This is a genomic window from Acinetobacter sp. YH01024, assembly GCF_013420195.1.
Classification (GTDB): Bacteria; Pseudomonadota; Gammaproteobacteria; order Pseudomonadales; family Moraxellaceae; genus Acinetobacter; species Acinetobacter amyesii.
In genome coordinates this window covers 138,410-151,532 of record NZ_VOYQ01000002.1, presented here as the reverse complement: position 1 = coordinate 151,532, position 13,123 = coordinate 138,410, and the positions used below count along the sequence as shown (strand labels likewise).

The following is a 13,123-nucleotide window of genomic DNA, read 5'->3' as shown; positions in this document are numbered from 1 at the left end:
TTGCGCTGTCATTGATTCGCCATATAAAAGCGTCACTGTATACAAAATAAACGACATGCATAGGCTTGAAATTGAGCAATAAGCGCCCAAAATACAGGTGGTGCAGGAATAATTAGCGAAAATTTGCCCCTGAGGCTTTACCCATTCCGCTTTTTTTAAGACAATATGCGCATCTTTGAATTCTTATTCATTTTACTCTTTTAAACCATTTGTTTGGACTCTGACCTATGACAACCCCGCTTAACGAACGTCGTATTGCAAACGCAATTCGTGTATTGGCAATGGATGCTGTGCAAAAAGCAAATTCAGGACATCCAGGTGCTCCAATGGGGATGGCAGATATTGCTGATGTGGTATGGCGTGAATTCCTCAACCACAACCCTGCAAACCCACAATGGGCAAACCGTGACCGTTTCGTATTGTCAAACGGCCATGGCTCTATGTTGCAATATGCGTTATTGCACTTAACAGGTTATGACCTGTCTATTGAAGATTTAAAATCTTTCCGTCAATTGCATTCTAAAACTCCAGGTCACCCAGAATTGGGCTATGCACCGGGTATTGAAACAACGACTGGTCCATTGGGTCAAGGTATTGCAAACGCTGTAGGTTTTGCACTTGCTGAAAAAACTTTAGCGGCTCAATTCAACAAAGAAGACATTAAAGTTGTAGATCACAATACTTACTGTTTCTTAGGTGATGGCTGTTTAATGGAAGGTGTTTCTCACGAAGCATGTTCATTGGCTGGTACTTTGGGTCTAGGTAAATTAGTTGTTTACTACGATGACAACGGCATCTCAATTGACGGTGAAGTAGAAGGCTGGTTCTCTGATGATACAGAACAGCGTTTCTTGGCATACGGCTGGCAAGTACTGAAAGTCGACGGCCATGATGCAGATGCAATCCGTGCGGCAACTGTTGAAGCAAAAGCTGAAACTGCGAAACCAACCTTAATTATCTGTAAAACCATTATTGGTTTAGGTTCACCAAACAAACAAGGTAAAGAAGATTGCCACGGTGCGCCGCTTGGTAATGATGAAATCGCTTTAACTCGTGAAGCTTTGGGCTGGGCAGAAGGTCCATTTGAAATTCCTGCTGATGTTTATGCAGCTTGGGATGCAAAAGCCAAAGGTACTGCTTCTGAATCTGCTTGGAACGACACATTTGCTGCTTATGCTGCTAAATATCCAGCAGAAGCAGCTGAACTAAAACGTCGTCTTTCTGGTGATCTTCCTGCTGACTTCGCAGCAAAAGCGGATGCTTATATTGCTGAAGTAAATGCTAAAGCTGAAACAATCGCTACTCGTAAAGCTAGCCAAAATGCCATTCAAGCATTTGCGCCGCAGCTTCCAGAAATTCTAGGCGGTTCTGCTGACCTTGCAGGCTCTAACCTGACTTTATGGAAAGGCGCAGAAGGTGTTGAATCTAACCCAGCGGGTAACTACGTTCATTACGGTGTACGTGAATTCGGTATGACTGCGATTGCTAACGGTGTTGCACTTCATGGCGGTTTCGTTCCTTATGTAGCAACATTCCTGATGTTTATGGAATATGCGCGTAATGCAGTACGTATGTCTGCATTGATGAAACAGCGTGTGATTCATGTGTATACCCATGACTCAATTGGTCTAGGTGAAGATGGTCCTACACACCAACCTGTAGAGCAAATTGCATCTTTACGTGGTACACCAAATCTGAACACTTGGCGTCCATGTGACACTGTAGAAGCGTCTATTTCTTGGAAATCTGCGCTGCTTCGTTCAGAAGGCCCTACAGCATTAATCTTCTCTCGTCAAAACTTGCCATTCCAAACTCGTACAGCAGATCAAATTGCTGACGTTGCGAAAGGCGGTTATGTACTTGCAAAAGAAAAAGGCGAATTGAAAGCAATCATCATTGCGACTGGTTCAGAAGTTTCATTGGCAATGGATGCTTACGCACAGCTTGACGGTGTACGTGTCGTTTCTATGCCATGTGCTGAAGAATTCGTAAAACAAGACGCTGCTTACCGTGAAGCGGTTCTTCCTGCTGCGATCCGTGCGCGTGTTGCTGTTGAAGCTGCGCATGTGGACTACTGGTGGAAATTTGTTGGTCTTGATGGTCGTGTAATCGGTATGACGACTTACGGTGAATCTGCTCCAGCAAAAGACTTGTATCAACACTTTGGTATTACTGCTGATGCTGTTGTTGCTGCTGTGAAAGAAATTACCGCTTAATTTATAAAGATTAACCGTAAAAAAGACGCCCCAGAGAAGGGGCGTTTTTTATTGCAGAGATTAAATATATTTTTTAATTGTGAAATAACGATTTGTAACGAATGAATTAAAGCATTGGTTTAAAATTAATTCATTCATGCAGTATTCAGCCACGGGTGCAATGTTGCCCCAAGTGAGGAAACGATGAGCCTTTACGATCAGATAAATGATGAAATTGTACTGATGGATGCTGGTGAACAGAAATGGATTGGCACAGACTTAGAGCTTGAAGCAATGGTTGCAGTAGAATTGATGCTGCAAGATTTGCAAGAAGACAAAGTGATTAAGATTCGCCGTAAGAACCATGAAAAGCATACAGGCTTGAAGCAGGTTGACCGCATTTTGGTTGAGAAGCTATAAGCTAAATGGTTAAAAAGTCCGATTGTTCGGGCTTTTTATTTGCCTATCGTATTTATAAAACGGATAAGAAAAAGTCCATCCAATACTTATCAAGACTAAAAAAGAGCGCATTAAATACAGTGTTTTCAACACATGAAGCTTTATTTCAGTTATAAAAATCCAGTGATCATTTAAAAAAGACATTGAACGTGCAAATACAAATTAAAAATTTAACTGAAATTTCAAAAAGCCAATGGCAGCCGCTCTGGGAGCTGTATTTAGAATTTTATAAAAGTCAGGTGGCGGATGCAGTGACCGAGCGAACATGGCAAAGGTTACATGCTGCTGAGTGCGAACATATGTATGGCTTTGCAGCCGTAATTGAACATCAAGTGGTTGGGATCGTGCATGTCATAGAACATGAGAGCTGCTGGACATTGCAGCCTTATGCCTATTTGCAAGATTTATATACGCTTGAAGAATATCGCGGGCAGGGTATTGGCAAGGCGCTGATCGCGAAAGTGAAAGAATATTGTGATCAGCGGCAGTGTGACCGTGTGTATTGGCTGACGCATCAGGACAATGAAACTGCGCAAAAGCTGTATGATCAAATCGCGAGAAAAACCGGATTTATCCAATACCGCTGTCATTAACTCAATGTAAAAGGCCATTCCAAATCAACTCCAAATCAACAGCAGCTTTTGCGCATCTCAGTATTAAGCTGAAACTTTAAAGTTTTTAGCTGAGTCAGCATCTTGCTGAATGATCCATTCTCCACCTACGCGGAATGATGATGCTGAGGCGTAGGTATCTTCCATAAATTGGAAAAAGCTGATTAAACCGTTTTGAACTTTGGCTTTAATTGAAAAAGGCGAGGTGAAAGTATTTTTTGCATAGACTGAGGTGTAGGTGAATTGACCAAATACAGCTACGGTTTCATTTTCAGCGATCATATCCGTGATTTGAAAGTCGTCGATATTCCAGTAGGTCCCAACGTTGGCAAAGGTATATATATAAATGTCTCTGCCTGTGCCAGACCCAGCCCACGGCTCAATTTGTTTAAGTTCTGGGTTGCTGAAGTTTAAGGAAACATATGCCGCGTCTTCTGCAACCAGCAGCTGAGTTGCATTTTCGACGAGTTCTTTTGAAGTATTCATAAGAAATGCCAAAACGACATCTTTGGGCGTTTTAGTCTTTAAGGCTTTTTCAATAGCCAGCGATTGTTCTGTCATTTTTGGGTACTCAGATTTTTATGATGTCTAAAAATCTTAAGTGGATTTGTTTAGAAAACCTACGACTCTGATAGGTTGATGTTTCCTAAATTTAGGATAAATAACTCATGGATCAATTAAATTATTAATTATTTGAAATATATGGGAAATTTAATAATTAAGAGTGGTTGTAGATGCTGCTACAGATTTTACAAAACTATCGTTCTAAACATGCAACAAAACGTTTTATCTTTAAAGCTGTAATACGGCTAAAAATCTATAGACTTAATGGTATTCGAAAGTGAGATAAAAACATGAACTTTAAAGCATTAACAATCGGTTTGGCGGTAGCATCAGTTACAACAATTTCTATGGCAAAACCTGTTGCCTATCAAATTGATCCTACTCATACAGCAACAGTATTTACGTGGAATCATTTTGGTTTCTCAACACCTTCTGCAAACTTTAGTGACATTCAAGGGACAATTAATGTCGATCATGCAAAACCTGCAAATTCGTCTGTGAATGTGACGATTCCATTATCAAGCTTAAATACCAATGTCAAAGCATTAGATGATCATTTAAAAACAGCAGATTTCTTTGATGCTGAAAAATATCCAAATATCACGTTTAAAAGCACAAAAGTTCAAGCGATCAGCAAAACTAAATACAAAATCACGGGTGATTTAACAGTTAAAAATGTGACTAAACCAGTGGTATTGGACGCTGTATTGAACAAGCAAGCCGTGCACCCAATGACTAAGGCGGAAACGATTGGTTTTAATGCAACGACTTCTTTTGATCGTTCAGCATTTGGTGTTGGTGCATATGTACCGAATGTAGGCGACAAAATTACGGTAAATATTACGACTGAAGCCGCTGTATCTACAGCAAAGGCAGCAGCGAAATAAGATTTAGCTCCCTCAGCTAAGTTAGGAAAGCACCCATTTGGGTGCTTTTTTATGTCTTATTTAACTGGTGTGTGATCAATCGCGATTGAGTAGTAACAGGAAGCCAAAACTGATGAAAATTCCACCGGTAATGGCGTCAATTTTTTTACTAAATTTTTGATAGTAATGGGTCATTTTAGGTGCTGAGAATAAGACCGCAACCAATGCAAACCAAATCAAACTTTCAATAAAGACTAAAGCCAGTAAAGAGCTTTGATCAAAAATACTGACCTTTGCACTGATTCCAATAGAAAATACACTACTGAAATAAACCAATGCTTTAGGATTGGCCATATTGGTCAAGAAACCTTGGAATAATAGCGTCAAAGGCGTTTTTTTCTGTACGGCTTGCTCGGTTGGTCTTGTTATTGTGCCGAGGTCTTTACTCCATGCAGATTTTAATAACTGAGAGCCTAAATATAAAAGATATAAGCCACCCAAAATCATGAGGCTTTGTTGTAACCAAGCCATTTTTTGAAATAGAAAATGTAAGCCACTTATTGCACAAATTGACCAAACTAAAATACTAAGTGATATACCTAATGCGGCAAATAATGCATGTGATCTGGATTGTCGAATAGCACTTTGGGTGACAAAAAAGAAGTCAGGGCCTGGGCTGATGAGAGCAAAAAAGTGGATGAGCGCAATGCTGAGTAAGGGAGTCATTATAATGGCTTATACGTTTTGAAGTGCAACCGTTATAAGCCATTTAGCATTAAATTAATAGCTGTTTTAAAGCTCAAGCTGTTGTAAAAATTGTTGCAAAATAAGGGGAGCAACACGTTCTAAATGAGGTGCTTGTTGTTGGCTTTGCATGCGCAAATTTGGGATGTTAATTTGTGCTTTATGCAGTTCACATGTATGCCCAATTAGCCATTTTTCCATGGCCTGTGTTTCTGCTTCAATATGAAACTGTAGAGCTAGAATATTGGGCCCATAGCTAAACGCTTGATTTGGATAAATTGCCGAGCTGGCGAGTAGCTGTGCATTTGCAGGTAAATCAAAGGTATCGCCATGCCAATGCAGTACCGGTACTTGATCTAATGGCGCTAAAATATTGTGAGTAATGGCTTCAAGCGCTAGGGAACTCCAACCGATTTCTTTGCTATGACCTGCATAAACTTTAGCGCCCAATGCATACGCAATAAGCTGAGCACCTAAGCAAATGCCTAAAGTCGGTAATTTACTCTCTAAACGTACTTTAAGTAAGTCTATTTCTTTTTGTAGGAATGGGTAGTCATCAGTTTCATAGACTCCGATCGGGCCACCCAAAATGATGGTAAGCCCTGTATGTTGCATAGCTTTACTCAGGTCATCGACTCCAGCTTCGAAGTATCTCACCCGATAACCCAGTTGGTAAAATACATCTTCCAATGAACCCAAATCTTCAAATGCAAGGTGTTGAATGACGTAGATGGTTTCGTTTAATGCAGTACTCATAGGGATTTTTCAGGATTAAGATTTCAAAATAGAATGTAGCTTGAATTGCCGGAGATTAAAAAGGAAAACTGTAAATTTTTCACAATTTCGAAAAGAAATAAATATAGAAGTTGGTTGAAGCGGATTGTTTTTTCTTTGAGTGATTATGTTCGACGATAGAACTTAGCATTTAAAACTTTGGTGCTGTGAATTAAGGGATCCCGCAAGGCTTTATTGGCAAAATTTATGAGAAAAAGTGCATGAAATTTAGATAAAGCTTTGGTTTAGTATAAAAAAAAGATGAAAAACCAATGGAAAAGCGTTTAGAGATGCGTATGATGAAATCTTCGACAAACAACAGTTCATTTTTCTTTTAATATCATCACATAATTAGATAACTGATTTTAAAAGTAAAAAAATATAAGCCAGGGAACTTGTATGCAGTCAAAACATAATCGAGATGCCAGTCTCTTGCATGCGATACATAAAATTTTATTAAAGGAATGGGACCCGTTAGGGATTCGCCGTATTCCTGCTTTACGTGATGAGTATGATGATTATTTGCCCAATATTTTTAAATTAATTCAAGAGGATTCAAGTGAATCAGAAATTTTTGAATATTTATGGTGGGTTGAGCAAAAAGTCTTAGAGAAAAAAGGGAGGAAGGAACATACCCTAAAAATTGCGAAAATGTTGAAGGCAATTGAGCGCTAGTTTGCGGTCGTGTACGCATAAAAAAACCGATTCGTTGTCCGTATCGGTTTTTTATTTTAAATCTCTTAGAAGTCTCTTAGAAACGGTTTAGAATTTCTTTTCTAAGGTAAACATAAAGCTTGGAATTGATTCATTGATACGAGATTGGTATAGCGCGCCAGAACTTTGTTCTTTTAACACTTCTTTATAATCTGAGCTGAGAATATTACGTGCATTGACCGATGCAGACCAATTTTGATCAAAGCGTTTAGTAAAACTCACATCCATGTTGACACGTTCATTGCTGGTGCGATTGTACGGTTCGTTGCTCAGTGCACGTGTATATTCAGGGGTGTAATTGAGGTTCACACTTGTTGCAATACGCCACGGTTGATAGTTATAAGATAAGCCAGCACTTGCGGTATAAGGTGCAACATCGCTTGCCAAACGATCAGAGCCGTCAGTTTCTTCAATTTTTGCACGTATAGTTGAAAGCTGAGCATTCAACATAAATGAATGACCATTCTCCGTTTGCTTCAGTGCATAACGTCCAGCAATTTCCACACCATAAGTAGTTGCACTGTCTTGGTTATATGGACGTTCGACAAAACGGCAATCGGTATTTCCTGCTTCACAACGACCACCTGTAGTATTTTCTGACAGGATCGATTTTTCGATATAGTCATTAATTTCTCGATAATATGCTGTGATATTTACGCCGCCAGCAGAGGGGTTATAACCTAGGGTTGTTTCGTAAGCATTAATAGTTTCAGGTCTTAGGTCAGGATTACCACCACGATCAGGGTTGTTTAGTGTCCCTGCATCGCTATCTGTAGAAACTGAAACCGTCGGCATCAATTGATTGCTACGTGGATTTTTAAAAGCCTGACTCAAGTTGGTTTGGAGTGACCATTGGTCATTAAAGTCAAAACGGTGTGCTAATACAGGACTTAAATGCTGATCTTGATAATCCACTAAACCTGAACGATCAATCCACTCTTGGCGTACACCTAGAGTTAAGGTTTGGCGCGGCGTATATTTCCAACTTCCTTCAACATAGGCAGCATACAATTGTTCATCCAAGGTCTCTGCAATATTGCTTTCAAGTTCATTGCTACGTAGATCAGTACCAAATTTTATTTGGCGTTTTGAGTCGAACTTGCGGACACCGTCGTAGCCTAAGCCATATTCATTAATTTGTTCATCAATATATGATTGAGAATTTCTATACTCTGTTAATTCCGTTTCATTTTGCTGCTCGATTGATAAGCGAATTTTGTCGGAATTACCTTGGTCTTTACGCTCATATCGTGTGTTGAGTCGAATGCTGTCATTTTTATCTTTTTGGACTTGGGAGCCACTTGTGCCTTCGCTTTCATTGTCGCGATAAAACATTTCAGCGACCAGTTTTTGTTGATCATCAAGTTGATATTCAACACGTGGGGTCAGCATTTGCGACGTACGATTGGTGATGCGTTTTTGAGTTTTCGTTCCTGTTGCATCTTGTGTACGGGTGAGTGTATCTGAATCATTCCACATTTGGCTCCCAGATAAACTATAGATCCAAGGGTCTGAACGACCATCCATTTGAAAGTTTAAATTGGTGCGTTCTTCTTCACGTGTATTTGACTTGGTTAGGCCATAACCAGCACGTACAGATCCACTCAAACGCGTGCCATTCAATGGTTCTTTTAAAATAATATTAATGACTGCAGATGAAGCAACCGAGCCTTGAGCAACGCTGGGTTGCTTGGTGATTTCAAGGCGTTCGATCATTTCCGGTGTAATGCTATCAACAACTGACATACCGCCGCGAGGACCACCTTGTACAGGTTCACCATTGATTAAAAACACGGGTGCGCCACCACCACGAAAGCGCATGCCGCCAGCACCTGCACCACCACGTGGACCACCGCCAGCACCGGGCAGTTGAAACCCTGCAGCACGGCGCAGCGCATCATTGATTGACTGATCGCCAAATTTCAACATTTCATCACGGCTTATAATAGTTTTTGCGACAGCACTGATATCTGGGTCTTTGGGCTTAGTGCTTGCTGTCGGAACTTCAAATGTTAAAGCTTCCATTTGCTGAACTGCTACAGATTCTTGCGGATTTTGAACAGTATCTGCGGCCCAAATTGATGTTGAGATCGTAAGTAATGCGTAACTTAAGCTGGTCAGTTTGAGTGTAGTGTGCGCGCCGTGCATTATTTGGTTGTCCAAATGTAATTTTGGCAAAGAATAACGGAAAATTATGGAGAAAAATTGAGGAAAATTGGCGAGATGAGCATTTCATCAGATTATTTTTTAACAGGTAGGTGAAAGGTCGTGTGGCAATAGGGGAAGCCTTATTCGTTGGGGGAAAATTAAGGCCTATTAACGTCGCTACAATATAATAAATAACTGAGGTGACGCAGTAGCATCAGAAGCGTACTTTGCTTCAAATAATAAAGATACGCGGTAATGTCATGCGCAATTGTTTGAGACAGGACGACTTCTAATCAAAAATGTTTTTGCGATACGTTGAATAATTTGACGGTAGTGAACGAGTTTTGTTGGTGAGGTGCATTGCACCGCAAGATGGTTTCCTTGCGAAGCTTCGCATCTCATTTTGCCGAATGAAAAACAACGTATCGTATGTGTACCTCCAGCCGAAGGCTAATCTCTTTATTCAATCCCTAAATGCGAAATTACTTTTATGTGCATAACATGAGTAAATAAATCTAAAAATAAGCCGTTGAAGAAAAATTTAGACATAAAAAAACCCTCATCTTTCGATGAGGGTTTTTCGTATTCTGGAGCGGGAAACGAGACTCGAACTCGCGACCCCAACCTTGGCAAGGTTATGCTCTACCAACTGAGCTATTCCCGCAATGGTTGTGAATTATAGAGAATTTAACGAAACTGTCAACTCTTTATGCTTCCAAGTGTTTAATTAATCAGCACGACGCCAAATGGTGCCTTGACGCGTATCTTCCAGAACCACACCTTGATCCAGTAAAGACTGGCGAATTTCATCGGCTTTGGCAAACTCTTTGGCTTTTTTCGCATCTTTACGTTGTTGAATCAAGTCTTCAATCTGTTCTTCTGACAAGCCTAATGCTTCCTGACCGATATCAGATTTCAAGAAATCATCCACATTGTGTTGCACCAAACCCAGAATATTGGTCAAGTGACGCAATGTCGAATAATACACAGCCGCTTGTTCAGCATTTTCATCTTTTACGGCACGGTTCAATTCTTTGTTGACTTCAAACAATACCGCAATTGCTTCTGCGGTGTTGAAATCATCACGCATAGCGGCATTAAAGCGCTCAACTAAAGCATCATCCAAAGTTTCTACGGTTTTTTCACCATAGACTTGCTGATAAGCTTTAAATGAATGATAGAAACGGGAAAGGGTATTTTTCGCTTCTTTTAAAGCAGTGTCAGAGAAGTTTACTGGGCTACGGTAATGTGATGACACAATAAAGAAGCGAATCACTTCAGGGTGGAATTTATCCATCACATCACGAATAGTGAAGAAGTTACCTAAAGACTTCGACATTTTTTCGCCATCGACATTAATAAAGCCGACATGCATCCAGTAATTAACATACTGTTCGCCAGTAGATGCCTCAGATTGCGCAATTTCATTTTCATGATGCGGGAAAGTTAAGTCTGAACCACCACCATGAATATCAAAATGGTTACCTAAGCAGCAGGTCGACATCGCTGAACATTCAATATGCCAGCCCGGACGGCCATTGCCCCAAGGCGAAGCCCAAGAAGGTTCATTTTCTTTGGCATGTTTCCAAAGCACGAAGTCAAAAGGATGTTTCTTTTCTACTTCTACATCAACACGTTCAGAAGCACCAGCCTGCATGTCGTCAAGTTTACGACCCGAAAGACGACCATATTTGGCAAACTTTTCAACTTCAAAATAAACATCGCCATTTGCAGATGGATATGCTGTACCTTTGTTAACCAAGTTACCAATCATATTCTGCATTTGATCGATATAGTCTGTTGCACGTGGTGCTTCATCAGGTGCTGCACAACCTAAATTGGCAGCATCTTCGTTCATGGCCTTGATAAAGCGATCGGTTAAAGCAGTAATGCTTTCGCCATTTTCATTGGCACGGGCAATGATTTTGTCGTCAATATCGGTAATGTTGCGAACGTATTTAACGTTCCAGCCCTGACTGCGCAGGAAACGGATAATGTAGTCGAATGCAACCATAACTCGAGCATGACCAATATGACAGTAGTCATACACGGTCATTCCACAGACATACATGTCGATATGTCCTTCTTTACGAGGTACGAATTCTACTTTTTTACGTTGCTCTGAGTTATATAGAACAAAAGGTTGCATAGGTCTTCAAATTGTTTCTACCAAAAGATAGCTCATCTTAACCTAAGCATTTTTATTCATAAAGTTAAAACCCAAAAAAGCAGATATTTTTTAATGCTTGATGTCTTTGCGTTGCTAAAAATAGCGTAGAAGGTTAATTGGATTCGGTCTGAATCTCATTCGAGTGCTGAATTCAATTTATCTGTCCGGAAGATAAAAATGAAGAAATGCATCTTTTCTGCATAATTCATGAATTCTTATACATTTGGAAACGTGCTATTTGCATAGATATGATAAAATTGTGAAAATTTTTTATTTTGAAAGTGAGAGCGCACCTCTCACGGCTTAAGGTATAACAACTTTGAATCCACCAAATATGCCGAATCAAGTCGATTTTCAGAAAGTCGCATTAGAAACTTTGCGTATTGAAGAGCATGCTTTACAAGTATTAGCGACGCAAATAGATGATCGTTTTAGCCAAGCCTGCGAAATCATTTTACAGTGCAAAGGGCGTTTAGTGATTACTGGTATGGGCAAATCGGGTCATATCGGTCGTAAAATGGCCGCTACATTTGCCTCGACTGGTACGCCATCTTTCTTCATGCATCCGGGTGAAGCTGGACATGGTGATTTGGGCATGTTGGTTAAAGGTGATGTGCTCATTGCAATTTCAAACTCAGGTAAGAGTGATGAAATTATGATGCTGATGCCATTGATCAAACATTTGGGCATTCCTCTAATTACCATGAGTGGCGACAATAAAGGCCCAATGCCACAAAATGCCGATGTCGCATTGACCTTGGGGAATATTCAAGAAGCATGCCCTTTGGGTCTAGCTCCGACCTCCAGTACCACTGCAACATTAGCCTTAGGTGATGCACTTGCAGTTGCATTATTGGATGCACGTGGCTTTACTTCAGATGATTTCGCACGTTCTCATCCTGCTGGAGCGTTGGGTAAACGTTTGTTATTGCATGTAAAACATCTTATGCATACAGGTGAAGACTTACCAAAAGTGTCGCCAGAGACACCAATGAATAAAGTTCTGTATGAAATTTCAAATAAACGTTTGGGTCTCACCACGATTGTCGATGAAAACGATACCTTATTGGGTATCTTTACCGACGGTGACTTACGTCGTTTGATTGATAAACAGCAAGGCTTTGATGTGAATATGAAAGTCTCAGAAGTGATGATTAAAAATCCTTTGACCATTTCACAAGAAGAACGCGCGGTACATGCTTTAGAACGTATGAACGAAAAGAAAATTACACAATTTGTAGTTGTTGATGATGTCAATAAAGTGATTGGGATTATCAGCATGCATGATTTGATTCAGGCTGGGGTAAATTAAGAAAATGGCATCGTATGTATTGCTAGAACAAGCGCGTCACATAGAAGCACTAGTACTGGATGTAGATGGAATTTTAAGTGATGGATTTGTAACGTTGACCAATAGCGGCGATGAAATCAAATCCTTTGATATTCGAGATGGCTTGGGCATGAAGTTGGTGCAAAAAGCGGGTATCAAAGTCATCATTATTACTGGCCGTAAAAGTAATATTGTTGAAAAACGCATGTCTGACTTAGGTGTCGATTTGGTCTTTCAAGGACGTGAAGACAAAGGTGTTGCCTTGACTGAAGCCTGTGCACAGTTTGGTATTGATCCTTCAGATTGCCTATATATGGGTGATGATTGGCCCGATCTTTCAGCCTTTGCTATTGCGGGGATGAAAGTGACCGTACCAAATGGACATTTAGAAGTACGTCGCCGTGCAGATCTTGTTACGCAGGCGATGGGTGGACGTGGTGCTGTTCGTGAAATCTGCGATATGCTTTTAGTTTCTAAAGGTGTATACCAGGAACTACTTGAAAAATATGCAAGTGCACCTTATTAATAAATTGATGCAGTCATTGGAT

At 40.3% G+C, this 13,123-nt stretch carries 12 protein-coding genes and 1 tRNA gene; 7 read left to right on the top strand and 6 right to left on the bottom strand.

Annotated features, from left to right (window positions below; genetic code table 11):
* Positions 1-227 precede the first annotated feature (227 nt).
* The 3 genes from tkt (at position 228) to FTT88_RS01975 (ending at position 3,247) form a co-directional block, all read left to right on the top strand.
* Complete coding sequence (gene tkt, locus FTT88_RS01985; RefSeq protein ID WP_180003835.1) at positions 228-2,216, top strand: transketolase; 1,989 nt, start codon at positions 228-230, stop codon at positions 2,214-2,216.
* Positions 2,217-2,399: 183 nt separating this feature from the next.
* Positions 2,400-2,615, top strand: a complete 216-nt coding sequence (locus FTT88_RS01980) for a hypothetical protein (protein WP_078188774.1) — start codon at positions 2,400-2,402, stop codon at positions 2,613-2,615.
* A 188-nt stretch (positions 2,616-2,803) separates the two neighbouring features.
* On the top strand, positions 2,804-3,247 hold the full coding sequence (locus FTT88_RS01975) for an N-acetyltransferase (RefSeq protein WP_227591806.1): 444 nt from the start codon (positions 2,804-2,806) through the stop codon (positions 3,245-3,247).
* Positions 3,248-3,310: 63 nt separating this feature from the next.
* Here the strand turns inward: FTT88_RS01975 and FTT88_RS17245 are convergent, their stop codons facing one another.
* Positions 3,311-3,826, bottom strand: coding sequence for a hypothetical protein (locus tag FTT88_RS17245; protein ID WP_257223035.1), 516 nt, complete (start codon positions 3,824-3,826; stop codon positions 3,311-3,313).
* 293 nt (positions 3,827-4,119) lie between these two features.
* Here FTT88_RS17245 and FTT88_RS01965 point away from each other — a divergent pair, with 293 nt between their 5' ends.
* The gene (locus FTT88_RS01965) at positions 4,120-4,716 is read left to right on the top strand and encodes a YceI family protein (protein WP_180003836.1); all 597 of its coding nucleotides are present in this window, start codon (positions 4,120-4,122) and stop codon (positions 4,714-4,716) included.
* 75 nt (positions 4,717-4,791) lie between these two features.
* Here FTT88_RS01965 and FTT88_RS01960 read toward each other — a convergent pair whose 3' ends face one another.
* Positions 4,792-5,421, bottom strand: coding sequence for a LysE family transporter (locus FTT88_RS01960; RefSeq protein ID WP_180003837.1), 630 nt, complete (start codon positions 5,419-5,421; stop codon positions 4,792-4,794).
* A 66-nt stretch (positions 5,422-5,487) separates the two neighbouring features.
* The gene (locus FTT88_RS01955) at positions 5,488-6,195 is read right to left on the bottom strand and encodes a glutamine amidotransferase (protein ID WP_180003838.1); all 708 of its coding nucleotides are present in this window, start codon (positions 6,193-6,195) and stop codon (positions 5,488-5,490) included.
* Positions 6,196-6,612: 417 nt separating this feature from the next.
* Here FTT88_RS01955 and FTT88_RS01950 point away from each other — a divergent pair, with 417 nt between their 5' ends.
* Positions 6,613-6,888 carry a hypothetical protein gene (locus FTT88_RS01950; protein ID WP_168377639.1) on the top strand — a complete coding sequence of 92 codons (276 nt, stop codon included), beginning with the start codon at positions 6,613-6,615 and terminating at the stop codon, positions 6,886-6,888.
* Positions 6,889-6,975: 87 nt separating this feature from the next.
* Here the strand turns inward: FTT88_RS01950 and FTT88_RS01945 are convergent, their stop codons facing one another.
* From FTT88_RS01945 to cysS, 3 genes are all read right to left on the bottom strand, one after another.
* Positions 6,976-9,075, bottom strand: coding sequence for a TonB-dependent siderophore receptor (locus FTT88_RS01945; protein WP_180003840.1), 2,100 nt, complete (start codon positions 9,073-9,075; stop codon positions 6,976-6,978).
* 588 nt (positions 9,076-9,663) lie between these two features.
* Positions 9,664-9,739, bottom strand: a tRNA-Gly gene (locus tag FTT88_RS01940).
* Between the two features lie 63 nt (positions 9,740-9,802).
* Positions 9,803-11,224 (bottom strand): cysteine--tRNA ligase, encoded by a 1,422-nt coding sequence (gene cysS, locus FTT88_RS01935; RefSeq protein WP_180003842.1) that lies wholly within the window; start codon positions 11,222-11,224, stop codon positions 9,803-9,805.
* A 355-nt stretch (positions 11,225-11,579) separates the two neighbouring features.
* On the opposite strand from cysS, the gene FTT88_RS01930 reads away from it, so the two are divergent.
* Together FTT88_RS01930 and FTT88_RS01925 are read left to right on the top strand one after the other, a co-directional pair.
* Positions 11,580-12,557: an SIS domain-containing protein gene (locus FTT88_RS01930; RefSeq protein WP_078193567.1), complete on the top strand. Its 978-nt coding sequence runs from the start codon at positions 11,580-11,582 to the stop codon at positions 12,555-12,557.
* 4 nt (positions 12,558-12,561) lie between these two features.
* The gene (locus FTT88_RS01925) at positions 12,562-13,101 is read left to right on the top strand and encodes an HAD family hydrolase (RefSeq protein WP_078188762.1); all 540 of its coding nucleotides are present in this window, start codon (positions 12,562-12,564) and stop codon (positions 13,099-13,101) included.
* Positions 13,102-13,123 lie beyond the last annotated feature (22 nt).